Genomic DNA, 22946 nt, shown 5'->3' with positions numbered 1-22946 from the left:
TTACCGTTGAGGAGCACGGCCACCCACGCCGTGCCCGCGGGCGGCCGGGGTGGCGGGCAGCGAGGAGGAGCACCGTGGAAACAGTGATCGCCGTATTCGCCGTGCTCTTCCTGCTCTTCGTCGCCGGCGGGGCGTACGTCACGTTCAAGGCGGTCGGTGCCGCCAAGCGCGGCGTGGACCGCACGATCACCCAGGCCCGGCGCACCGTCGAGGACCACACGCTGCGCGCCAAGTCCATGGTCCAGATCGGGCCGGCGGGCGAGATCGCCCAGCTCCGGCTCGCCCTGCGCACCTCGATGCGGGCCACCCAGGACGCGTTGCACGCGGGCGTCGCCGAGGACGAGTCGCTGAAGGAGTCCCTCAGCCTGTTCCAGCGTCTCAGCGCCCACGGGTACGAACTGGACGGCGAACTCAGGCGCCTGGAGGTCGAACCGGACCGGGCCACGCTCGCCACCCGCCTGCCCGAGCTGCGCCGCCGCACCGAGCGCATCACGGAGTCCGCGGACGCGCTGCGCTGGGCGGCCCGCGACCGGGCCCGCCGCTTCGCCGACGACGACCTGGACACCCTGAGCAGCCAGATCGGCGTCGAGGCGGACGCTCTGCGGCACTGGACCCGGCCGGACCCGGCCGCGCAGACCCCGCCGTGGCCCGAGGCCGCCGACGGCCCCGGCGACCGCCAGACCTGGCCCGAACAACCCCGGTCGGCCGCGGCCGAGGACCCGGTGCGGTCCGCGATCACCCCGCCCGGCCGGCCCCGGGCGTACCCCTGGCAGAAGAAGCCCCGGCCGGAGAGCACCACTTGATCCGGCGGGTCCCGGTCCGGGCGGCCGGGGGCGGGCTGCCGCGCCCGGGCTACGCCAGGTAACCTCCAGCTCATGTCCCGCCATGTCGCGATCGTCACCGATTCAACGGCCTACCTGCCGCCGCGGACGGTGGAGCGCCACGGCATCACCGCGGTGCCCCTGACCGTGGTCCTCGGCGACCGGGCGCTCGAAGAGGGCACCGAGATCTCGACCCGTTCGCTGGCCCAGGCTTTGCAGAAGCGGCGGCCCGTCACCACGTCCCGGCCCGGCCCCGAGGTGTTCGCCGAAACCTACCGGAGGGTAGCCGCGTCGGGGGCCACCGGAATCGTCTCGCTCCACCTCTCCGCCGAGCTGTCGGGCACCTACGACGCGGCTGTCGTCGCTGCCCGGGAGGCGCCCGTCCCGGTGCGGGTGGTGGACACCGGGATGGTCGCGATGGCCCTCGGTTTCTGCGCGCTCGCGGCGGCCGAGGCGGCCGAGGCGGGCGGCACCGTCGACGAGGCCGTCACGGCGGCGGAGAAGCGGACCGCCGGCACCTCCGCGTACTTCTACGTCGACACTCTCGACTATTTGCGCCGCGGCGGTCGCATCGGCACCGCACAGGCCCTGCTCGGCTCCGCGCTCGCCGTGAAGCCCCTGCTCCAGCTGGACGGCGGCCGGATCGAGCTCCTGGAGAAGGTACGGACGGCGTCCCGGGCCATCGCCCGCCTCGAGGAGCTCACCGCCGAGCGTGCGGGCGGCGCCGAGGTGGACATCGCCGTCCACCATCTCGCCGCCCCCGACCGGGCCTCGGCCCTCGCCGACCGGCTGCGGGCGCGGGTGCCCGGGCTGGCCGAGCTGCATGTCAGCGAGGTCGGCGCGGTCATCGGCGCGCACACCGGACCCGGGCTGCTCGGGGCGGTCGTCTCACTGCGGTGACCCGGGGGTCCACCGCGGTGACCTGTGGATCCGAGGGCACGAGCCTCGGCACGATCACTCGTGCGGGTGACGGAGTTTTCCACAACCGGGTCGTCGTCCACGGAAACTGAGCAAGATCGTCGCGGATCGGCGGGAAGCCCGATCCTCGTCGCATGGCACTTCGATCACGCTCACACGAGACACATGCGACCAGTGGCCCGGGCCGGGGCCCCACCTCCGACGGCCGCACCCGGCACCGGCGGTCCCCGGTCCGGGCCCGCGCCCGCCACCGCCCCGCGCCGGCGGACGAACTGCGCCGCCGGGCGGAACTCATCTTCGGCGCAGGCGCCGTCGCCAGGCCGGGACCGGCACCGGGGCCGGGGCCCTGGCCGGGACCGGAGCCACGGCAGGGACCGCCCGCCGCGGAAACGGTGGCCGGCACCGGCGCGGCCACCGGACTGACCGCGGCCACGACCGCGGTGCGCACGGCCACGGCCGGAGTGCGCACCGCAGCGGCGGCGCTGTCCACGGCGGCGGCCGTGATGTCGTCGGCCCGCGCACTGGCCGGCGAGGCCACCGCGCGCCGCGAGCCCGCGCTGCCCGGACTGCGCTCCCGGGTCGGGCTCGCGGTACGGGAGCGGATGCCGGTGTGGCTCCAGACGCGCTGCGGGCTGGAACGCCGGGGCGCGGTTGCCCTGGGGGTGGTCCTCGTCGTGGCCGCGGCAGTGGCCGTGCAGCACTTCTGGACGGGCCGGACCGAGTCCGTGGCCGCGCCGGAGGTGGTACGGGCGGAGGCGCCGTACGGGAAGAACGAGGAGCAGGCCCCGGCCGCCGGTACCGCCGCCGGAACCGGTACCGCAGCGGCGCCCGGTGCGCTCGACGGTTCCGGCACGACCGCGGGAGCCGCCGGAGCCGCCGGAGCCGCCGGTACCGCCGGAACCGGTGGGCCCGGTGCGGAGATTGTGGTGGATGTCACCGGGAAGGTCCGTGAACCGGGGGTCCACACGCTGCCCGCCGGCTCCCGGGTGACCGATGCGCTGCGGGCGGCGGGCGGGGTACAGCCGGGTACGGACACCGACGGACTCAACCGCGCCCGTTTCCTGACGGACGGCGAACAGATCGTCGTCGGGGGCCCCGCTCCGCCGGCCGCACCGGGCCAGGCCGCGGGTGGCGCCACGACGGGAGCGGGCCCGGCCGCCCCGCTCTCGCTGAACACCGCGACCGTCGAGCAGCTCGACGCCCTGCCCGGGGTCGGCCCGGTACTGGCCCAGCACATCCTCGACTTCCGCACCCAGCACGCCGGTTTCCGGTCGGTCGACGAACTCCGCCAGGTCAGGGGCATCGGCGACCGCCGCTACTCCGACCTGCGGGACCTGGTTCGGCCATGAGCCACGCACCCGGCGGAGCGGCACCAGGGCCCGCTGCCGTGGGCCGGTCGGTGCGCGCCGGCCAGGGGCAGCGGGGCGACTCAACGCACGCCCGGCAGGACGCGCGCGCCGACCTGCGGCTGGTGCCGCCCGCGCTGGCCGTGTGGGCCACGGCGGCCCTGGCACTGGACACGCCGCCGGGGCAGACGGCCGCGGTCGCCGCCGTCTGCCTGGCCGCCGGAGTGATCCTGCTGCGGCTCGGCCGGACGCGTCCCCGGCAGGTGACGGCGACCGGCGATCTCGATGCCGATGCCGATGCCGATGCCGATGCCGATGCCGATGCCGGTGCCGGTGCCGGTGCCGGTGCCGGGTCCGCCCGGCCGGCCTGGCGGCGGGCCTCGGCCGGTGCGCTGCTTCTCTGTGTCGCCGGGGCGGCTGCCTCCGCGGGGCTGCACGGGGCGGACGTACGCCGTGGACCGGTTCCGGGTCTGGCCCGCGCGTACGCCACCGTGACCGCCGAGGTGGAGCTCACGGGCGACCCCTGGGCCGCCAGGCCGCGAGTGCGGGGGGACCACGCCACTCCGGCCGCCGTACTGGTGCGCGGCGAGGTGCTGCGGGTGGAGAAGAGCGACGGGACCGCGGTGACCACGCGCTCACCGGTGCTGATGGCCGTGGACACGGGGGTACCGGCGCCCGGTGGCGGCGGCCGGGCGCGGTGGCTCGGGTTGCTGCCCTCCACACGGCTGAGGGTGAGCGGGCGGCTGGCGCCGGCTACCGCCGGCGGGGACCGGGTCGCGGCGATGCTGCGGGTGCGGGAACGTCCCGCGCCGGTGGTGGTGGGGGAGCCGAGCGGGCCGCAGCGGCTGGCCGGACGGTTGCGGGCCGGGTTGCGGGAGGCGACCGAAGGCCTGCCCGAGGACGCGCGGGCGCTGCTGCCTGGGCTGGTCGTCGGGGACACCTCACGGATCAGCCCGGAACTGGACGAGGCGTTCGAGGCGACCGACCTCGCGCACACCCTCGCGGTGTCGGGCAGCAACCTCACCATCCTGCTCGCGCTGCTCATCGGACCGCCGGGGCTGGCTCAGCAGACCGAGCGGCGGGGCCTCGCTCCGCGCCTCGGGCTGTCGCTGCGGGCGACAGCGTTGTTCGCGTCGGCGCTCACGCTCGCCTTCGTCGTCGTGTGCCGGCCGGACCCCAGCGTGCTGCGGGCCGCGGCCTGCGGCGCGGTCGCCCTGCTCGCCCTGGCGACCGGCCGCCGCAGGTCTCTGGTCCCGGCGCTGGCCACGGCGGTTCTGCTGCTGGTGCTGTACGACCCGTGGCTGGCCCGCAGTTACGGGTTCCTGCTGTCGGTGCTGGCCACCGGTTCGCTGTTGATGCTGGCGCCCGGGTGGAGCGAGGCGTTGCGGCGGCGCGGGGTGCCGGAGCGGCTGGCTGAGGGGCTGGCGGCGGCCGGGGCCGCCCAGGCGGTGTGCGGTCCGGTGGTCGCGGTGCTGTCGGCGCGGGTGAGTCTGGTGGCGGTGCCCTGCAACCTGCTCGCGGAGATCGCGGTCGCGCCGGCCACGGTCCTGGGGTTCGGGGCGCTCGCGGCGGCGCCGGTGGCGATGCCGGTGGCCAAGGTGCTGGCGTGGTGCGCGAGTTGGCCGGCCGGGTGGATCGCGGGGATCGCCCGGGCCGGGGCCGGGCTGCCGGGAGCGGGCGTGGACTGGCCCGGGAGCTGGTCGGGTGCGCTGCTGCTGGCCGGGGTGACGGTGGTCGCCGTACTGCTGGGGCGGCGGTTGCTGCGGCATCCGTGGTGGTGCGGGGTGCTGGGAGTGCTGCTCGTGCTGCTGGTGGTGCGTCCGGTGCCGCTGGCGCGGGTGGTCACGGGCTGGCCGCCGCCCGGCTGGCGGCTGGCGATGTGCGACGTCGGGCAGGGGGACGCGACCGTGCTCGCGGCGGGCCCGGGCACGGGAGTGGTCGTGGACGCCGGACCCGATCCGACGCTGGTCGACCACTGCTTGCGGGAACTCGGCATCACCCGGATCCCGCTCGTCGTCCTCACCCATTTCCACGCGGACCACGTCGCGGGGTTGCCCGGGGTGCTGCGCGGCCGTGAGGTGGCGCAGATCGAGACGACCGGGTTCGAGGAACCCGCGGACCAGGCCGAGTTCGTCAGAAGGGAGGCCGCCGGGCATCACGTTCCGGTGACGCGGGCGGTCGCCGGGGAGCGGCGCAGGACCGGGCCGCTGGACTGGCGGGTGGTGTGGCCGCCTCCGGGCCCGGCACCGGAGCCGGACGGACCGAACGACGCCAGTGTCGCCCTGCTGGTCCGTTCGGCCGGGCTGCGGATGCTGCTGCTCGGGGACCTCGAACCCCCGGCCCAGCAGGAGCTGCTGAGATCACCGGCCGCCGTCGCACTGGGCCACGTGGACGTGCTGAAAGTCGCTCATCACGGGTCCGCTTACCAGGATCCGCAGCTGTTGCGGCTGGTGGCGCCGAGGGTCGCGCTGATCTCCTGCGGGGCGGACAACCCGTACGGTCATCCGGCACCGGGGACGGTGGCCGAGCTGCGGGCCGTGGGGGCGGTGGTGCTGCGGACCGACCGGGACGGTGCGCTCGCGGTGACCGGTGGCGGCACGGGCGGGGAGGCGGGCGGACTGCGCGTGGCGCGAGACTGAGGCCATGAACCCGGTGAACCCCGCGCAGATCGATGCCTACCTCCGCCGGCTCGGAGCCGCCCGCCCGGCCCGGCCCACCGCCGACGCCCTGCGCGACCTGCATCTGCGGCATCTGCGGACCGTGCCCTTCGAGAACCTGTCGATCCACCTCGGCGAGGAGATCGTGCTGGCCGAGGAGCGGCTGCTGGAGAAGGTGGTGGGCGCGGGCCGGGGCGGGTTCTGCTACGAACTCAACGGCGCGTTCTCGGTGTTGCTGACCGCGCTCGGTTTCGGGGTGACACCGCTCGCGGGGCGGGTGTACGGGGAGGAGGGGCGGCTCGGGATCCCGTACGACCATCTCGCGCTGCGGGTGCGGACGGTGGACGGGGACGAGTGGCTGGCCGACGTGGGATTCGGGGCGCACAGCCATTGTCCGCTGGCTTTCGGGGAGCGGGGTGAGCAGGACGATCCCGGCGGGACGTTCCGGATCGCGGAGGCCGGGCCGGACGCGGCGGGGGCGACCGGCGGGAGCGGGGTCGGGGGCGGCGGCCGAGGGGCGGGCGGGGACCTGGACGTGCTGCGTGACGGGCAGCCGCAGTACCGGCTGGAGGTCCGGCCGCGGCTGCTCGGGGACTTCACGGCCGGGGCGTGGTGGCACAGCACGTCGCCGTCGTCGCATTTCACGCAGTCGCTGGTCTGTTCCCGGGTCACCGAGGACGGCGGGCGGATCACGCTCGGCGGGCGGACGTTGACGGAGACGGCGGCCGACGGGACCCGTGCGGTGAGGGAGTTGGAGCACGACGAGGAGGTGCTCGGGGTCTACCGGGAGCGGTTCGGGATCGGGCTGGACTGTGTGCCGACTGTGCGAAATCAGGGGAAAATCAACCGGAATGGTTAATTCGGGTTTCGCGGGAGAACGCGTTTCTACTGGCGCGTAGCGTGCTACTCGTGCGTAGTTCCGGCGCATGTGCTGGATTCCCGCGATGTGGGCCCGTGTTGCCCCGAAAGCCGCATCAGTGATCGAATGCTTCTTCGGTAACGGATGATGGCGAGGCGTACAGGGGTGGCGAGGATGTTCGGCCGCGTGATGGGAAACCGAACCAACCGGGCGCAGCGGACCGGCCCCCTCGCGGCGGTCCGGACCCCGCCCGACGCGGGGGTGCTCAGCTGCCGGGTGCTCGACCCGGTCAACGAACCGGTGCCGAACGCCGAGTTCGCGGTCAGCGACGCCATGGGTCGCACGGTGGTCAGCGGGGGCACGGATCCCTACGGGTCGTTCATGACCACCGTGCCGGCCGGGGAGTACCGGCTGGCGGTGTCCGCCGAGGGGTTCACGCCGTACCGGGCCACCGCGCAGGTCGGTGAGAACTCCCTCGCCTCGCTCGGTGACGTGACCCTCCAGGTGGCCCAGCCGCCCGAACTCCCGGCCCCCGGCGACTGGGAGATCGAGCCGACGCATTCCTCGATCGGCTTCACCGCCCGGCACATCGGACTCGCCCGGATCCACGGGCGGTTCAACTCGTTCGCGGGCGCGGTGCGGATCGCCGACCGGATGGAGCGCTCCGCGATGCACGTGGTGATCGACGCCGCGACCATCGACACGGGTGTGCGGGTGCGCGACGACCATCTGCGCTCGGCGGACTTCCTGGACGTGCAGCGTTTCCCGACGCTGGAGTTCTACGGCGACCGGTTCGCGCACCGGGGCGGCACCAGGTGGGCGGTCACCGGGGCGCTGTCCCTGCACGGCGTGACGCGCACGGTCACCCTGGACGCGGAGTACCTCGGGATCGGCAACGGCATGGAGGGCGAGGTACGGGCCGCCTGCCGGGCGACCACCGAACTCCACCGGGACGACTTCACCGTGAGCTGGCAGAGCATGCTGGCGCGCGGGATCGCGGTGGTCGGGCCGAGCATCCGCGTCGACCTGGACGTGCAGATCGTCCCCAAGGGCTGAGCCCGCCCGCGGTGCCCGAGAATGGGGCCGTGAGCGATGTGAGACATGTGCTGGTGCTGCCCGACCGGGACGCGGCGGAGGAGGCCGCCGAGGCCCTCGGGGCGCGGTTCGGGGTCGCCGAGGAGCCGCGGCTGGTGCGGGACGCGCTGGCGGGGGAGGACGACGCCGAGGACGCGCAGTGGCTGGTGCTGCTGAGGGACGAGCAGGGGCGGCTGGACCCGGCGGAGCTGGACGAGTTCGCGGGCGAGTGGGACGGCTGGCGGGAGGAGCCTTAGGAGCGAGGAGCCGTAGGAGCACGGCCGGCCCCCGGCGGGGAAGGTGGGGTCGGGCCTGTTGTCAGTGGGCCGTGGGATGCTTGGCGCGATGGCCAAGAAGACTGCTGATGACGATCCGCTTGCCCCGGTGACGCTGGCCGTGGGGCAGGAGGACCTGCTGCTCGACCGTGCCGTGCAGCAGGTGGTGGCCGCTGCCCGGGCCGCCGACGCCGACACGGACGTACGGGACCTGAACCCCGAACAGTTGCAGCCCGGCACCCTCGCCGAGCTGACCAGCCCGTCGCTCTTCGCGGAGCGCAAGGTCGTGGTCGTACGCAACGCGCAGGACCTGTCCGCCGACACGGTCAAGGACGTGAAGGCGTATCTCGGGGCGCCCGCCGAGGAGATCACGCTCGTGCTGCTGCATGCGGGCGGGGTCAAGGGCAAGGCGCTGCTCGACGCGGCGCGCAAGGCAGGGGCGCGGGAGGTGGCCTGCCCGAAGATGACCAAGCCGGCGGACCGGCTCGCGTTCGTGCGCGGCGAGTTCCGGGCGCTCGGGCGGTCCGCGACGCCCGAGGCCTGTCAGGCCCTCGTCGACGCCATCGGCAGCGATCTGCGGGAGCTGGCGTCGGCGGTCACCCAGCTCGCCGCGGACGTCGAGGGCACCATCGACGAGGCGGTCGTCGGCCGCTACTACACCGGGCGGGCCGAGGCGTCGAGCTTCACCGTGGCCGACCGGGCCGTGGAGGGGCGCACCGCGGAGGCGCTGGAGGCGCTGCGCTGGTCGCTGGCGACCGGGGTGGCCCCCGTCATGATCACGAGTGCGCTCGCGCAGGGCGTCCGGGCGATCGGGAAGCTCGCGGGCGCGCGGGGCGGCCAGCGGCCCGCCGATCTCGCGCGGGAGCTCGGGATGCCGCCCTGGAAGATCGACCGGGTACGGCAGCAGATGCGGGGGTGGACCCCGGACGGGGTCGCCGTCGCGCTGCAGGCCGTCGCCGAGGCGGACGCCGGCGTGAAGGGCGGCGGGGACGACCCCGAGTACGCCCTGGAGAAGGCCGTGGTGACGATCGCGCGGGCGGCGCGGTCACGCGGCCGTGTGTAGCGGGTTGCGGGTAGGAGCAGGTACCGGGACATACCGAAAGGCCCCGGCGTCCGCCCTGGGAAGGGCGAGAGGCCGGGGCCTTCGGTTCAAGCTGCCGATCGACGCCCGCGTGGCGAACGCAGGCCGCGCGTCGATCCTAGGGTGCCGGTCGGGGGCGGATGAGAGAGGGCCCGCCCGGGTCCTTCCGGCGTCAAATCAAGTGTTCAGCCCTTGAGGGAAGCAACCTTGGAAGCAAGCGCCGACTTCTTGTTGGCGGCCTGGTTCTTGTGGATGACGCCCTTCGAGACGGCCTTGTCGAGCGCACGCGCGGCAGCGCGCTGCAGCTCGGTGGCCTTCTCGACGTCACCCGCGGCAGCGGCCTCACGGGCCTTGCGGACCGCGGTCTTCAGGGAGGACTTGACGGCCTTGTTGCGCAGCCGAGCCTTCTCGTTGGTCTTGATCCGCTTGATCTGGGACTTGATGTTCGCCACGAATGAGCCTTTTCAGGTTCTGGTACGGGGCCGCGAAGGTCCCGTGCCGATGATTTCTTGAAGTCGTGCCTCGCGCTGAGAGGGCATGAGACACAGCTGCCCACACTACCAGCGGGCAGGAGAATGGCCCAAACCGGTCCCCGGTCCCTCTCCATGGGACCATGGAGGCTACGTATTGATCCGACCCGAGGCATAAGGCGCCTCAAGAGACAGGACCCTGCGTGCCCGCGACCCCTAACAATGTGCCCGAGCCGAGCCGTACCGCCCCGGCTCTGATCCGCAATTTCTGCATCATCGCGCACATCGACCACGGCAAGTCCACGCTCGCCGACCGGATGCTCCAGCTGACCGGCGTGGTCGAGCAGCGGCAGATGCGTGCTCAGTACCTCGACCGGATGGACATCGAGCGCGAGCGCGGCATCACGATCAAGTCCCAGGCGGTGCGTCTGCCCTGGGCCCCGACCGAGGGCCCGGACCAGGGCAGCACGCACATCCTCAACATGATCGACACCCCGGGGCACGTCGACTTCACCTACGAGGTCTCGCGGTCGCTGGCGGCCTGCGAGGGGACCGTCCTCCTCGTCGACGCCGCCCAGGGCATCGAGGCGCAGACCCTCGCCAACCTCTACCTGGCGATGGAGAACGACCTCACGATCATCCCTGTGCTCAACAAGATCGACCTGCCGGCCGCGCAGCCGGAGAAGTTCGCCGAGGAACTGGCGAACCTGGTCGGCTGCGACCCGTCCGACGTGCTGCGGGTCTCCGCGAAGACGGGTGTCGGCGTCGATGCGTTGCTGAACAAGGTCGTCAAGGAGATCCCGGCGCCGGTCGGTGTCGCCGACGCGCCCGCCCGCGCCATGATCTTCGACTCGGTCTACGACTCCTACCGCGGTGTCGTGACCTACGTCCGTGTCATCGACGGCCAGCTCAACAAGCGTGAGCGGATCAAGATGATGTCGACGGGCGCCACCCACGAACTGCTGGAGATCGGTACGAACTCGCCCGAGATGCTGGGCGGCGACGGCCTCGGCGTCGGCGAGGTGGGCTACCTGATCACGGGTGTGAAGGACGTCCGGCAGTCCAAGGTCGGTGACACCGTCACCAGCCAGACCAAGGGCGCCACCGAGGCGCTCGGCGGCTACAAGGACCCGAAGCCGATGGTCTTCTCCGGTCTGTATCCGCTGGACGGCTCCGACTACCCCGAGCTGCGCGAGGCCCTCGACAAGCTTCAGCTGAACGACGCCGCGCTCGTCTACGAGCCGGAGACCTCCGCCGCCCTCGGCTTCGGCTTCCGGGTCGGTTTCCTCGGGCTGCTGCACCTGGACGTGATCCGGGAGCGGCTGGAGCGCGAGTTCGGGCTCGACCTGATCGCCACCGCGCCGAACGTGGTCTACCGCGTCGTCATGGAGGACGGGACCGAGTACACGGTCACCAACCCGAGCGAGTTCCCCGAGGGGAAGATCAACGAGGTGTACGAGCCCGTCGTACGGGCCACGATCCTCGCGCCGACCGAGTTCATCGGCTCGATCATGGAGCTGTGCCAGACCCGGCGCGGCACGCTGCTCGGGATGGACTACCTGTCCGAGGACCGGGTCGAGATCCGGTACACGCTGCCCCTCGCGGAGATCGTCTTCGACTTCTTCGACCAGCTGAAGTCGAAGACCCGCGGTTACGCCTCGCTGGACTACGAGCCCACCGGAGAGCAGACCTCCAGCCTGGTCAAGGTCGACATCCTGCTGCACGGCGACAAGGTCGACGCGTTCTCGGCGATCACCCACAAGGACGCGGCCTACGCGTACGGCGTGCGGCTCGTCGCCAAGCTGCGCGAGCTCATTCCGCGGCAGGCCTTCGAGGTGCCCATCCAGGCGGCCATCGGCTCCCGGGTCATCGCCCGCGAGACCATCCGCGCCATCCGCAAGGACGTCCTCGCCAAGTGCTACGGCGGTGACATCTCCCGGAAGCGGAAGCTGCTGGAGAAGCAGAAGGAAGGCAAGAAGCGGATGAAGATGGTGGGTTCCGTGGAGGTTCCGCAGGAGGCCTTCATCGCGGTGCTGTCCAGCGATGACAGCGCGGGATCGGCCAAGAGCAAGAAGTAACCGCGGGTAATAGTCGGTCGCGGCCGCAAATCGGGTACAACGGGGGTTCGCCGTACGAAAGTGCGGCGGACCCCTACGCGTGCGTAGCGTCGCTCTGCGTGGACCGTGCGGCGAAACAGACAGGCCGAAGCCCCTTACGTACAGGCCGGTCGCGGCTTACTCTGATCCCTGCTCGATAGTTACTCGCGAGTTAAACAACCAGCGCGAACCCCACCGTGAGTAAACCCCAGCCGCACTGAGCCAGCCGCACCGTCGCGGGCCCCGGAGGATGTCGTGACCGACACACAGACACTGATCGAGAACCGACCGCCGTCCGTGGCGGCCCTCTTCCTGGATCGCGTGGCGGCCACACCGGACGCCGAGGCCTACCGTTACCCGGTGCCCGCGGCCTCCGGACAGGGCCCCGACGACTGGAAGTCGCTGAGCTGGGCCCAAGCGGCCGAGCGGGTCTACGCGATCGCGGCCGGTCTCATCGAGCTCGGCATCCAGCCCGAGCAGCGGGTCGCCCTCGCCTCCTCCACCCGTGTCGAGTGGATCCTCGCCGACCTCGGCATCCTGTGCGCCGGAGCGGCCACCACGACCGTCTATCCGCAGACCAACGCCGAGGAATCGGCGTTCATCCTCTCCGACTCCGAGAGCCGCGTACTGATCGCGGAGGACGCGGCGCAGGTCGCCAAGGCCGTCGAGAAGCGCGCCGAACTGCCCGAACTCGTCCAGGTCGTCGTCATCGACCCGGCCGGCGTCGAGACCGACGACTTCGTCATCACCCTCGCCGAACTGGAGCAGCGCGGCGCCAGGTACCTGGAGAAGCACCCCGAGCTGATCAAGGAACGGGTCGGCGCGATCACCAAGGACCAGCTCGCCACCCTCATCTACACCTCCGGCACCACCGGCCGCCCCAAGGGCGTACGGCTGCCCCAGGACAACTGGTCCTACATGGCGAAGGCGATCGCCGCGACCGGGCTGATCAGCGCCGAGGACGTGCAGTACCTGTGGCTGCCGCTCGCCCACGTCTTCGGCAAGGTGCTCACCTCCGGGCAGATCGAGGTCGGCCACGTCACCGCCGTCGACGGCCGCGTCGACAAGATCATCGAGAATCTGCCGGTCGTGCAGCCGACGTACATGGCCGCCGTGCCGCGCATCTTCGAGAAGGTCTACAACGGCGTGGCGGCGAAGGCCCGCGCGGGCGGCGCCGCCAAGTACAAGATCTTCCAGTGGGCGGCCGAGGTCGCCCGCGAGTACGCCAAGGTCACCCAGGACAACTTCCGCCGCACCGGACAGGCGACCGCGCCCTTCGGGCTCGCCGCCAAGCACAAGGTCGCCGACGGCCTCGTCTACTCCAAGCTGCGCGAGGCCTTCGGCGGGCGGCTGCGGGCCTGCGTCTCCGGGTCGGCCGCGCTGGCGCCCGAGATCGGCTACTTCTTCGCCGGTGCCGGCGTGCACATCCTGGAGGGCTACGGCCTCACCGAGTCCTCCGCCGCGTCGTTCGTGAACCCCGGCGAGGCCTACCGCACCGGTACGGTCGGCAAGCCGCTGCCCGGCTGCGAGGTGCGGATCGCCGACGACGGCGAGATCCTGCTCCGCGGCCCCGGCATCATGCAGGGCTACCACGGGCTGCCCGAGAAGACGGCGGAGGTCCTGGAGGCCGACGGCTGGTTCCACACCGGGGACATCGGCGAACTGTCCCCCGACGGCTATCTGCGGATCACCGACCGCAAGAAGGACCTCATCAAGACGTCCGGCGGCAAGTACATCGCGCCCGCCGAGGTCGAGGGACAGTTCAAGGCGGTCTGCCCCTACGTCTCCAACATCCTCGTGCACGGCGCCGACCGGAACTTCTGCACCGCCCTGATCGCCCTCGACGAGATGGCGATCCTGGAGTGGGCCAAGGAGAACGGCCTGGACGGCAAGTCCTACGCCGAGGTGGTGGCCGCGCCGGTGACCGTCGGGATGGTCGACGGGTACGTCAGGGAACTCAACGAGGGGCTGCAGCGGTGGCAGACCATCAAGAAGTTCCGGCTGCTGCCCCGGGATCTCGACGTGGAGCACGGGGAGATCACGCCGAGCCTGAAGCTGAAGAGGCCGGTTGTGGAGCGGGAGTACAAGCACCTCATCGACGAGATGTACGCCGGGACGCGGGAGGCCTGAGGGTTCGCCGCCGGGTGCGGGTGCGGGTGCGGGTGCGGGTGCGTGGGGGCTGGTCGCGCAGTTCCCCGCGCCCCTTCTCAGTGGGACCGTTCAGCTCTGCTCAGCAGTTGCCGCAGTTCCCTGGCCTCTTTTCGTAGTGTCGCTACGTCGAGTGGGTCCTCGGACAGCCGGTCCTCCAGCACGGCCAACCGCTTGTTCAACTCGCCGAAGTCGGCCTGTTCCCGGGCCAGCAGCTCCTGCAGCTGCTGGTTCTTGCGGTGCAGTTCCAGGAACACGTTGACCTTCGCCCGCAGTACCCACGGGTCGAACGGCTTCGTCAGGTAGTCCGCCGCGCCCGTGGCGTAGCCGCGGAACGTGTACCCGGCGTCCTCGTCCGCTCCGGTCAGGAAGATGATCGGGACGTCTTTCGTCTGGTCGAGGCGTTTGATGTTCGCGGCTGTCTCGAAGCCGTCCATCCCGGGCATGCGGATGTCGAGGAGGACGACGGCGAAGCGGCGGCGGAGCAGGGCCTTCATCGCCTCTTCGCCGGAACGGGCCCGTACGATCGGCTCGTTCAGCGACGCCAGAACGGCTTCCAGTGCGATCAGGTTGTCCTCCATGTCGTCGACCAGGAGGATGCCGGCACGGTCGTCAGCGGTCATTGCTCCGTCCGTTCGTCGTCGGCGGTCTCGCCGTCCTGCGTGTTGTCGGGGTCCAGGAGTGCGCAGGCGACGGTGAGCAGCCGGTCGACGTCCACCGGTTTGGGTACGTAGTCGTTGGCGCCGCGCGCGATGGACTTCTCCCGGTCGCCCGGCATCGCCTTCGCGGTCAGGGCGACGATCGGCAGGCCGGTCCAGCGGGGCGCGCGACGGATGGCCGCGATGGTCTCGTGGCCGTCCATCTCCGGCATCATGATGTCCATCAGGACGAGTTCGACGTCGGGGTTGCGTTCGAGGGTCTCGATGCCCTCCCGGCCGTTCTCCGCGTACAGCACCGGCCCCTCCCCGTCGGGACCCGCGGGACCGGCCGGCCCGGTCTCCGGGACCTTCGTGAAGTCGCCGTCGCGGGCGGCGGTCGTCGCGGCGAGCAGTGGGCGCAGTGCGGATGCTCGGAGTTGTGCTGTTTTCTGTCCGTCTTCGAGCACGCGCGTAGCACTGTTCTCACTCATGGCGGCCCACTTCGGTAACTCGGTGCTTATGGGCGCAGTCAGTCTGTCACTCTGTCCGCATCGATCGGGATGTATTCGTCCGAACTGCTCGGGGAGCTGGACATGGGGGCCATACCCACGCAACGGGAGACCGTCTCCCGGGTCCGTGAGGCGCCTGCGCACGACGCGGCGCCCGCGCAGCACGACGCCGCACCCGCGCACGACACCGCGGGCCCGCGCGCGCAGGGGCGTGCGACCCTGCCCGGAAGCCCGCTCGCGCCCGGTTCCGCCCGCGCCCTGGTGCGCGCCTCCTTCGACGAGTGGACCGAGTGCGGGCTCCTCCGCCCCGAGCAACAGCGGGTCGCCGAGGACGCCCTGGTCGTCGTCAGCGAACTCGTCACCAACGCCGTCGTCCACGCCGGCACGGACGTCGAGGTCGACTGGTGGCTGGAGGGGCGGGAGGAGGCGGCGTTCGTCGTGGACGTCACCGACCACCATCCCTCCCGTGCGCCCCGCGACCACTCGGGCGAGACGCCGTACGAGACACCGGAGTTCGGGCGCGGGCTGCGCCTGGTCGCCTCGCTCGCCGAGTCCTGGGGGGTGACGTACCGCACCGGCGCCAAGTCGGTGTGGGCGCGGCTGACCGGCCGCGGCGGCACGCTCCCCGACGAGCGGCAGCTGAAGGTCGCCGAGATCCTCGCCCCCGAGCCGCCCCAGCACGCGCACGCGCACGCGGGCGCGGGCGCGCCTGGGGCGGAGCGCGGCGGCTGCGCCCATCGCCCCGAGCGCGACCGGGACTGGGTCAACCGGGGCGCGCTGTCCTTCCTCGCCGAGGCCTCCGACCTGCTCGCCGGGCAGCTCGACGAGAACCTGGTGGCCGCGCTCACCGGCCAGCTGATCGTGCCGAGGCTCGCCGACTGGTGCGCGGTGTGGCTGGAGGACGAGGCGACGGCGCGCGCCGGCGGCTGGGGCGACTCCGGTGCTGCGGGCGGCGCGGGTGGCCCGCGGCTGGCCCGGGTCTGGCACGGCAGCGAGAACCGCATCGAGGAACTGCGCCGCGCCCTGGAGAAGGACCCGCCGTGCGCGCGGAGCGGCTTACGGTCCGGGCCCGAGCCGTATCCCTGGCCCGGCGCGGCGCTCGGCCCGCAGGGCACCCACGGCTCGGCGCTCGCCTACCGGCTGATCGCGGGCGGTCGCCCGCTCGGCTCGCTCGTCATCGGCCGCTCCGGCCCGGACGGCATCCCCGACGAGATCACCGGTCTCGTGGAGGACTTCGGCCGCCGGGTCGCCCTCGCCATCGGCGCGGCCCGCCAGTACGCCCGCCAGGCCACCATCAGCGCCGTCCTGCAGCGCGGGCTGCTGCCCGGTGCGGTCGCCGAGATCCCGGGCGTGCGCAGCGCCCTCGTCTACGAACCCTGCGACAAGGGCGGCCCCAGCGGCGACTTCTACGACCTCTTCCCGGCCGGTGACGGCCGCTGGTGCTTCGCGGTCGGCGATGTCCAGGGCAAGGGCCCCGAGGCCGCCGTCGTCATCGGCCTGGCCAGGCCCTGGCTGCGGCTCCTCGCCCGCGAGGGCTACCGGGTCGCCGACGTCCTGGACCGGCTCAACCAGCTGCTCCTCGACGACGCCACCGAGGCCGCCGACGCCGCCGCCCGCGCCCTGGTCGCCGCCGGCGGCCGTGCCCTGCCGCCCGGCGACGGCCCGCAGACCCGGTTCCTGTCCCTGCTCTACGGCGAACTCACCCCCCTCGGTGACGGCGGTGTCCGCTGCACCCTCGCCTCCGCCGGGCACCCGCTGCCGCTGCTCCTCGGCCCCGACGGCGAGGTCCGCACCGCCGCCCGCCCGCAGACCCTGCTCGGGGTCGTCGAGGACGAGACGTACACCAGCGAGACGATCGAGCTCGCGCCGGGCGACAGCCTGCTCTGCGTGACCGACGGGGTCACCGAGCGGCGTTCCGGCAGCCGTCAGTTCGACGACGGCGACGGGCTCGCGCGGGCGCTGGCCGGCTGCGCGGGGCTGAACGCCGACCTGATCGCCGAACGGATCAGACGGCTCGTCCACGAGTTCGGCGGTGGTCAGCCGGAGGACGACCTGGCGCTGATGGTGCTCCAGGCGGAGTGACCGAGGCCGTACAGGAAAGAGGCCGTACAGGAAATCGGTACGGGACAATGGGGGACATGCCTTCCGCACTCCCCGACGGCGAGCCCGTCCCCGACGACGGCGCGCTCCCCGCGTCCGCGCTCGCCGGTGCCGTAGCCCGCCCTCTCGGGTTCTACCTGCACGTCCCCTACTGCGCGACCCGCTGCGGCTACTGCGACTTCAACACGTACACGGCGACCGAGCTGCGCGGCACCGGCGGTGTCCTGGCCTCCCGCGACAACTACGCGGACACGCTGATCGACGAGGTCAGGCTGGCCAGGAAGGTCCTCGGCGACGACCCGCGCGAGGTGCGGACCGTGTTCGTCGGCGGTGGTACGCCTACGTTGCTGGGCGCCGCCGATCTCGTACGGATGCTGGGCGCGATCCGGGACGAGTTCGGGCTCGCGGCGGACGCGGAGATCACGACGGAGGCGAACCCGGAGTCCGTCGACCCCGCCTACCTGGCGGCCCTGCGCGAGGGCGGCTTCAACCGGGTCTCCTTCGGCATGCAGAGCGCGAAGCAGCACGTGCTGCGGGTCCTCGACCGCACCCACACCCCCGGCCGCCCCGAGGCGTGCGTCGCGGAGGCCCGCGCGGCCGGTTTCGAGCATGTCAACCTCGACCTGATCTACGGCACCCCGGGCGAGTCCGACGACGACTGGCGGGCCTCCCTGGAGGCGGCGATCGGCGCCGGGCCCGACCACGTGTCGGCGTACGCGCTGATCGTCGAGGAGGGCACGCAGCTGGCCCGCCGGATCCGCCGCGGCGAGGTCCCGATGACCGACGAGGACGTCCACGCCGACCGCTACCTGATCGCCGACTCGGTGCTGGCGGACGCGGGCTTCGACTGGTACGAGGTGTCCAACTGGGCCACCTCGGAGGCGGGCCGCTGCCTGCACAACGAGCTGTACTGGCGGGGCGCGGACTGGTGGGGCGCCGGGCCGGGGGCGCACTCGCACGTGGGCGGGGTGCGCTGGTGGAACGTCAAGCACCCGGGGGCGTACGCGGCGGCGCTGGCGTCGGGGCGGTCGCCGGGCGCCGGGCGGGAGGTCCTGTCGGACGAGGACCGCCGGGTGGAGCGGATCCTGCTGGAGCTGCGGCTGCGGGAGGGGGTGCCGCTCTCGCTCCTGCGGGAGGAGGGCCTGAAGGCCTCGCGGCGCGCGTCGGGGGAGGGGCTGCTGGAGAGCGGTGCGTACGACGAGGGGCGGGCCGTGCTGACGCTGCGGGGGCGGTTGCTGGCGGATGCGGTGGTGCGGGATCTGGTGGACTGATCACTCTGGCGAGTGAATCCGCCCGGAACGCCGGTTCGGTCCCTAACCTGGTTCGTACGCTGCCCCCGTAATTGCACGGTGGCGGGAACCGGAGGGCTGCGGAGATGACCGCTGTGGACGACCGACCGATGACCACCGGCATGGTGAAGATCTTCGAGGAGCTTGAGCCTCCTGAGGGCGTCAAGATGGAGCTTCTCCGGGGGGTAATCGTGATGATGGCCAGCCCTGACATCGTGCACAACATGATCGTTGCCGATGTACAGGACCAGATCCCGCGACAGCGCTGGTCTCGCCTTCAGACCCAGGACGTGGACATCCTGGAGGAGGCCAGCGAGCCCGTACCGGATCTGGTTGTCGTGGTGCGAGACGCTCTTCCCGACTCGGGCCGTCTGCTGCCCGCCAAGCTGGTCACGATGGTTGTGGAGGTCGTTTCCAAGTCCAGCGTCCATCAAGACTACGTGGTCAAGCGCTCGATCTATGCTGCCGGGAAGATCCCCGCCTACCTCATCCTCGACCCGATCATGAGGCACTGCGTCCTGCTGACGAAGCCCGCGGGCGAGGGGGAGGACGGCGACTACCTAAGCCAGGAGATCATCAAATTCGGCGATCCAGTCCCGTTGGAAGTTCTGGGACTCGAACTGGATACCACTGAGTTCGGAACGCTCCCCAACGTCAAGCCCCACCGCTACCCGTGACGAAGTCGATCAGCTCCTCCACCCGGCCGAGCAGCTCCGGCTCCAGGTCCTTGTAGGAGCCCACGCGCGCGAGGATCGCCTGCCACACCGCGCCCGTGTTCTCCGAGGGCCAGCCCAGCGCCCGGCACACGCCCGTCTTCCAGTCCTGGCCGTGCGGGATGCGCGGCCACGCGTCGATGCCCAGGGACGACGGTTTCACCGCTTCCCAGATGTCGATGTAGGGATGGCCGACCACGAGCGCGTGGTCGCTCGTCACCGACTGGGCGATGCGCCACTCCTTGGTGCCCGGGAGCAGATGGTCGACGAGGACGCCCAGGCGGGCGTCGGGGCCGGGGGCGAACTCGGCGACGATGGCGGGCAGGTCGTCGACGCCCTCCAGGTACTCCACGACCACGCCCTCGATGCGCAGGTCGTCGCCCCAGACCTTCTCGACCAGTTCCGCGTCGTGGCGGCCCTCCACGTAGATGCGGCCCGCGCGGGCGACACGCGCGCGTGCGCCCGGGACGGCGACCGAGCCGGAGGCGGTACGGGAGGGGCGTACGGGGGCGGCCGACGCGGGGCGTACGAGGGTGACGACCCGGCCCTCCAGGAGGAAGCCGCGCGGCTCCAGCGGGAAGACGCGGTGCTTGCCGAAGCGGTCCTCCAGGGTGACCGTGCCCGCCTCGCAGCGGATCACCGCGCCGCAGAAACCGGTACCGGGCTCCTCGACCACCAGACCGGGCTCGGCGGCCACCTCCGGCACCGGCTTGGGCTTCTTCCACGGCGGGGTCAGATCGGCGGAGTACTGGCGCATTCGGATGACGATAGGAGAAGCCGAACGGGTGCGCCTACGACACGCCGAAACGGGCCGCCAGGGCGTCGCGCTGGGCCCGGACGAACGCCGCGTCGACCACCGCTCCGTGACCGGGGACGTACCGGGCGCGGTCGCCCCCGAGCGCGAGCAGGCGGTCCAGGGCCGCGGGCCAGCGGGACGGTACGGCGTCGGGGCCGGCCTGCGGGTCGCCGGACTCCTCCACCAGGTCGCCGCAGAAGACCACCGGGAGGTCGCCGGGGACGAGGACCGCGAGGTCGTGGGAGGTGTGGCCGGGGCCCACGGCGGCCAGCAGGGCCAGGCGGCCGTCGCCCAGGTCGAGGGTCCACTCGCCGGAGACCGGGTGGCGGGGGAGGGGAAGGGTGTCCGTCGCCTCCTCGGCCTCCGGGGACGGCAGGCCGTTGCGGATCGCGTCCAGGCGGAGCTCCTCGCGGCCGTGTGCGAGGACGGCCTCCGCGCCCGCCACCGCGTACAGGTCCGCGCCCGCGAAGGCGGCGGCGCCGAAGACGTGGTCGAAGTGGGGATGGGTGAGCGCGAGATGGGTCACACGGCGGCCGGCCAGCGCCTGCGCCTCCGTACGCAACCGTGCGCCCTCCGCCAGGCTCGACCCGGCGTCCACCATCAGGGCCGGGCCCGCGCCCAGGACCAGACCCGCCGTGCAGTCCCAGCCCGGCAGCCGGCACCGGCCGACCCCGTCGGCCAGCCGCTCCCAGCCCAGCTCTTCCCAAGTCACCGTCATGCCGCGACGCTAGCCGTAGAACGCCATGGGTCCCGCCCGACCTTGCCCAGTCAGTACCCCACGGCCGTACACTGGGCCGGGGATGCTGGCACTCGCGTTCGCAGAGTGCCAGACGAAAGGCCCGAAGGGACCGAAAGGCCGCGGGGACGACTTTCTGGAGGTGTGGCGCCGGATGCTGAGTGAACGCAGGCTTCAGGTATTGCGCGCCATCGTCCAGGACTACGTCGGCACCGAGGAACCGGTCGGGTCGAAGGCGCTGACCGAACGGCACAACCTCGGGGTCTCCCCGGCGACCGTGCGCAACGACATGGCCGCCCTGGAGGACGAGGGGTTCATCGCCCAGCCGCACACCAGCGCGGGGCGGATCCCCACCGACAAGGGGTACCGGCTGTTCGTCGACAAGCTGGCCGGCGTCAAGCCGATGAGCGCGCCCGAGCGGCGGGCCATCCAGAACTTCCTCGACGGCGCCGTCGACCTCGACGACGTGGTGGCGCGGACCGTGCGGCTGCTGGCGCAGCTGACCCGGCAGGTGGCGGTCGTGCAGTACCCGTCGCTGACCCGGTCGACCGTGCGGCACGTGGAGCTGCTGTCGATGGCCCCGGCCCGGCTGATGCTGGTGCTGATCACCGACACCGGGCGGGTCGAGCAGCGGATGGTCGACTGCCCGGCGCCCTTCGGGGAGACGTCCCTGGCGGACCTGCGGGCGCGGCTGAACAGCCGGGTCGCGGGGCGCCGGTTCTCGGACGTGCCCCGGCTGGTGGAGGATCTGCCGGAGGCGTTCGAGGTCGAGGACCGCGGCGCGGTCTCGGCGGTGCTCTCCACCCTGCTGGAGACGCTCGTCGAGGAGAACGAGGAGCGGCTGATGATCGGCGGTACCGCCAATCTCACCCGCTTCGGGCATGACTTCCCTCTCATGATCCGGCCCGTCCTGGAGGCGCTGGAGGAGCATGTCGTGCTCCTCAAGCTGATGGGCGAGGCGGGGGATTCGGGCATGACCGTACGCATCGGTCACGAGAACGCCTACGAGGGACTCAACTCCACGTCCGTGGTGTCGGTCGGCTACGGTTCGGGCGGCGAGGCAGTCGCCAAACTCGGCGTGGTCGGACCGACCCGCATGGATTACCCGGGAACGATGGGAGCGGTACGAGCGGTGGCACGGTACGTCGGACAGATCCTGGCGGAGTCGTAAGTGGCCACGGACTACTACGCCGTTCTCGGCGTGCGCCGCGACGCGTCGCAGGAAGAGATCAAGAAGGCGTTCCGTCGGCTCGCGCGCGAGCTGCACCCGGACGTCAACCCGGATCCGAAGACCCAGGAGCGGTTCAAGGAGATCAACGCCGCCTACGAGGTGCTCTCCGACCCGCAGAAGAAGCAGGTCTACGACCTCGGCGGGGATCCGCTGTCGCAGAGCGGCGGCGCGGGCGCGGGCGGCTTCGGGGCCGGTGGGTTCGGGAACTTCTCTGACATCATGGACGCGTTCTTCGGTACGGCGTCGCAGCGCGGGCCGCGGTCGCGTACCCGGCGCGGCCAGGACGCGATGATCCGGATCGAGGTCGAGCTAGACGAGGCGGCCTTCGGTACGACCAAGGACATCCAGGTCGACACGGCGATCGTCTGCAACACCTGCAACGGTGAGGGCGCGGCGCCGGGCACTTCCGCCCAGACGTGTGACATGTGCCGGGGCCGTGGTGAGGTCTCGCAGGTGACGCGGTCCTTCCTCGGCCAGGTCATGACCTCGCGGCCCTGCCCGCAGTGCCAGGGGTTCGGGACGGTCGTGCCGACGCCGTGTCCCGAGTGTGCGGGCGACGGGCGGGTGCGGTCGCGGCGGACGCTGACCGTGAAGATCCCCGCCGGTGTCGACAACGGCACGCGGATCCAGCTCGCCGGCGAGGGCGAGGTCGGGCCCGGTGGCGGTCCCGCCGGTGACCTGTACGTCGAGATCCACGAGCTGCCGCACTCGACGTTCCAGCGGCGCGGGGACGACCTGCACTGCACGGTGACGATCCCGATGACGGCGGCGTCGCTCGGTACGAAGGTGCCGTTGGAGACGCTGGACGGGCTGGAGGAGGTCGACATCCGGCCGGGGACGCAGTCCGGGCAGTCGATTCCGCTGCACGGGCGTGGGGTCACGCATCTGCGGGGTGGCGGGCGGGGTGACCTGATCGTGCACGTCGAGGTGACGACGCCGACCAAGCTGGATCCCGAGCAGGAGCGGTTGCTGCGGGAGTTGGCGAAGCTGCGGGGGGAGGAGCGGCCGACGGGGCAGTTCCAGCCGGGTCAGCAAGGGCTGTTCAGCCGGCTGAAGGACGCGTTCAACGGGCGTTGAGCGGGTGCCCTCGGCCGGGCGCACCGTGAAGGGGCTCCGCCCCTTCGACCCCACCAGGGGGCTCCGCCCCCTGGACCCCCGAAACCTATGCCCACCCACCACCCGACTCGGT

The 22946-nt window shown here is 72.1% G+C and carries 19 protein-coding genes and 1 pseudogene; 15 read left to right on the top strand and 5 right to left on the bottom strand.

Going from position 1 to position 22946, the window contains the following annotated elements; genetic code table 11:
- Window positions 1–74: 74 nt before the first annotated feature.
- The 8 genes from AB0D74_RS09225 to holA all read left to right on the top strand — a co-directional run bounded on the left by AB0D74_RS09225 (window position 75) and on the right by holA (window position 9013).
- Window positions 75–803 (top strand): hypothetical protein, encoded by a 729-nt coding sequence (locus AB0D74_RS09225; RefSeq protein ID WP_362582206.1) that lies wholly within the window; start codon window positions 75–77, stop codon window positions 801–803.
- Between the two features lie 72 nt (window positions 804–875).
- On the top strand, window positions 876–1721 hold the full coding sequence (locus tag AB0D74_RS09220; RefSeq protein ID WP_362582203.1) for a DegV family protein: 846 nt from the start codon (window positions 876–878) through the stop codon (window positions 1719–1721).
- 152 nt (window positions 1722–1873) lie between these two features.
- Window positions 1874–3088: a ComEA family DNA-binding protein gene (locus tag AB0D74_RS09215; RefSeq protein ID WP_362582200.1), complete on the top strand. Its 1215-nt coding sequence runs from the start codon at window positions 1874–1876 to the stop codon at window positions 3086–3088.
- Entirely contained in the window at window positions 3085–5724 is a 2640-nt protein-coding gene (locus AB0D74_RS09210) for a ComEC/Rec2 family competence protein (protein ID WP_362582196.1), read from the top strand. Before AB0D74_RS09215 ends, AB0D74_RS09210 begins: the two co-directional genes overlap by 4 nt.
- A gap of 13 nt (window positions 5725–5737) precedes the next feature.
- Window positions 5738–6601: an arylamine N-acetyltransferase gene (locus tag AB0D74_RS09205; RefSeq protein ID WP_362583043.1), complete on the top strand. Its 864-nt coding sequence runs from the start codon at window positions 5738–5740 to the stop codon at window positions 6599–6601.
- A gap of 174 nt (window positions 6602–6775) precedes the next feature.
- Entirely contained in the window at window positions 6776–7657 is an 882-nt protein-coding gene (locus tag AB0D74_RS09200; RefSeq protein ID WP_362582193.1) for a YceI family protein, read from the top strand.
- Between the two features lie 29 nt (window positions 7658–7686).
- Entirely contained in the window at window positions 7687–7932 is a 246-nt protein-coding gene (locus tag AB0D74_RS09195) for a hypothetical protein (protein WP_362582190.1), read from the top strand.
- Window positions 7933–8020: 88 nt separating this feature from the next.
- A complete protein-coding gene (gene holA / locus AB0D74_RS09190) occupies window positions 8021–9013 on the top strand; it encodes a DNA polymerase III subunit delta (protein ID WP_362582187.1) in 993 nt (330 codons plus the stop codon).
- 203 nt (window positions 9014–9216) lie between these two features.
- Here the strand turns inward: holA and rpsT are convergent, their stop codons facing one another.
- Window positions 9217–9483 (bottom strand): 30S ribosomal protein S20, encoded by a 267-nt coding sequence (gene rpsT / locus AB0D74_RS09185; RefSeq protein ID WP_089106790.1) that lies wholly within the window; start codon window positions 9481–9483, stop codon window positions 9217–9219.
- A 221-nt stretch (window positions 9484–9704) separates the two neighbouring features.
- Here rpsT and lepA point away from each other — a divergent pair, with 221 nt between their 5' ends.
- Both lepA and AB0D74_RS09175 read left to right on the top strand, forming a co-directional pair.
- Window positions 9705–11579, top strand: coding sequence for a translation elongation factor 4 (gene lepA / locus AB0D74_RS09180; protein ID WP_362582183.1), 1875 nt, complete (start codon window positions 9705–9707; stop codon window positions 11577–11579).
- Between the two features lie 273 nt (window positions 11580–11852).
- Window positions 11853–13727 carry an AMP-dependent synthetase/ligase gene (locus AB0D74_RS09175; protein WP_362582180.1) on the top strand — a complete coding sequence of 625 codons (1875 nt, stop codon included), beginning with the start codon at window positions 11853–11855 and terminating at the stop codon, window positions 13725–13727.
- Window positions 13728–13804: 77 nt separating this feature from the next.
- Here the strand turns inward: AB0D74_RS09175 and AB0D74_RS09170 are convergent, their stop codons facing one another.
- On the bottom strand, window positions 13805–14368 hold the full coding sequence (locus AB0D74_RS09170; protein ID WP_362582178.1) for a response regulator: 564 nt from the start codon (window positions 14366–14368) through the stop codon (window positions 13805–13807).
- Window positions 14365–14703: pseudogene (locus AB0D74_RS09165) on the bottom strand (response regulator); the annotation flags it as partial. The pseudogene AB0D74_RS09165 and the gene AB0D74_RS09170, both read right to left, overlap by 4 nt.
- Before the next feature lie 273 nt (window positions 14704–14976).
- Between AB0D74_RS09165 and AB0D74_RS09160 the strand changes: the two are divergent.
- The 3 genes from AB0D74_RS09160 to AB0D74_RS09150 all read left to right on the top strand — a co-directional run bounded on the left by AB0D74_RS09160 (window position 14977) and on the right by AB0D74_RS09150 (window position 18958).
- Window positions 14977–16974, top strand: a complete 1998-nt coding sequence (locus AB0D74_RS09160) for an ATP-binding SpoIIE family protein phosphatase (RefSeq protein WP_362582176.1) — start codon at window positions 14977–14979, stop codon at window positions 16972–16974.
- 56 nt (window positions 16975–17030) lie between these two features.
- The gene (gene hemW, locus AB0D74_RS09155) at window positions 17031–18263 is read left to right on the top strand and encodes a radical SAM family heme chaperone HemW (RefSeq protein WP_362582174.1); all 1233 of its coding nucleotides are present in this window, start codon (window positions 17031–17033) and stop codon (window positions 18261–18263) included.
- A gap of 104 nt (window positions 18264–18367) precedes the next feature.
- Window positions 18368–18958, top strand: a complete 591-nt coding sequence (locus tag AB0D74_RS09150) for a Uma2 family endonuclease (protein ID WP_362582171.1) — start codon at window positions 18368–18370, stop codon at window positions 18956–18958.
- Here AB0D74_RS09150 and AB0D74_RS09145 read toward each other — a convergent pair.
- Window positions 18936–19751, bottom strand: coding sequence for a DUF3097 domain-containing protein (locus AB0D74_RS09145; RefSeq protein WP_362582168.1), 816 nt, complete (start codon window positions 19749–19751; stop codon window positions 18936–18938). The two genes, AB0D74_RS09150 and AB0D74_RS09145, sit on opposite strands and share 23 nt — an antisense overlap.
- 34 nt (window positions 19752–19785) lie before the next feature.
- Complete coding sequence (locus AB0D74_RS09140; RefSeq protein WP_362582165.1) at window positions 19786–20508, bottom strand: MBL fold metallo-hydrolase; 723 nt, start codon at window positions 20506–20508, stop codon at window positions 19786–19788.
- Window positions 20509–20680: 172 nt separating this feature from the next.
- On the opposite strand from AB0D74_RS09140, the gene hrcA reads away from it, so the two are divergent.
- Both hrcA and dnaJ read left to right on the top strand, forming a co-directional pair.
- Window positions 20681–21697, top strand: a complete 1017-nt coding sequence (hrcA, locus tag AB0D74_RS09135) for a heat-inducible transcriptional repressor HrcA (protein ID WP_362582162.1) — start codon at window positions 20681–20683, stop codon at window positions 21695–21697.
- Window positions 21698–22834 (top strand): molecular chaperone DnaJ, encoded by a 1137-nt coding sequence (gene dnaJ, locus AB0D74_RS09130; RefSeq protein WP_217549614.1) that lies wholly within the window; start codon window positions 21698–21700, stop codon window positions 22832–22834.
- The last annotated feature ends 112 nt before the right edge of the window (window positions 22835–22946 follow it).

The organism is Streptomyces sp. NPDC048278 (assembly GCF_040652195.1).
Lineage (GTDB): Bacteria > Actinomycetota > Actinomycetes > Streptomycetales > Streptomycetaceae > Streptomyces.
Note: the sequence above shows the minus strand (reverse complement) of the source record. Positions and strands in the feature narration are given on the sequence as shown.

Bases quoted from the DNA above. Each gene is read 5' to 3' on its own strand.
- AB0D74_RS09150 (WP_362582171.1), top strand. From the start codon at position 18,368: ATGACCGCTGTGGACGACCGACCGATGACCACCGGCATGGTGAAGATC.
- AB0D74_RS09220 (WP_362582203.1), top strand. From the start codon at position 876: ATGTCCCGCCATGTCGCGATCGTCACCGATTCAACGGCCTACCTGCCG.
- hrcA (WP_362582162.1), top strand. From the start codon at position 20,681: ATGCTGAGTGAACGCAGGCTTCAGGTATTGCGCGCCATCGTCCAGGAC.
- hemW (WP_362582174.1), top strand. From the start codon at position 17,031: ATGCCTTCCGCACTCCCCGACGGCGAGCCCGTCCCCGACGACGGCGCG.
- AB0D74_RS09140 (WP_362582165.1), bottom strand. From the start codon at position 20,508: ATGACGGTGACTTGGGAAGAGCTGGGCTGGGAGCGGCTGGCCGACGGG.
- AB0D74_RS09215 (WP_362582200.1), top strand. From the start codon at position 1,874: ATGGCACTTCGATCACGCTCACACGAGACACATGCGACCAGTGGCCCG.
- AB0D74_RS09160 (WP_362582176.1), top strand. From the start codon at position 14,977: ATGGGGGCCATACCCACGCAACGGGAGACCGTCTCCCGGGTCCGTGAG.
- AB0D74_RS09170 (WP_362582178.1), bottom strand. From the start codon at position 14,368: ATGACCGCTGACGACCGTGCCGGCATCCTCCTGGTCGACGACATGGAG.
- AB0D74_RS09145 (WP_362582168.1), bottom strand. From the start codon at position 19,751: ATGCGCCAGTACTCCGCCGATCTGACCCCGCCGTGGAAGAAGCCCAAG.
- AB0D74_RS09200 (WP_362582193.1), top strand. From the start codon at position 6,776: ATGTTCGGCCGCGTGATGGGAAACCGAACCAACCGGGCGCAGCGGACC.
- AB0D74_RS09210 (WP_362582196.1), top strand. From the start codon at position 3,085: ATGAGCCACGCACCCGGCGGAGCGGCACCAGGGCCCGCTGCCGTGGGC.
- holA (WP_362582187.1), top strand. From the start codon at position 8,021: ATGGCCAAGAAGACTGCTGATGACGATCCGCTTGCCCCGGTGACGCTG.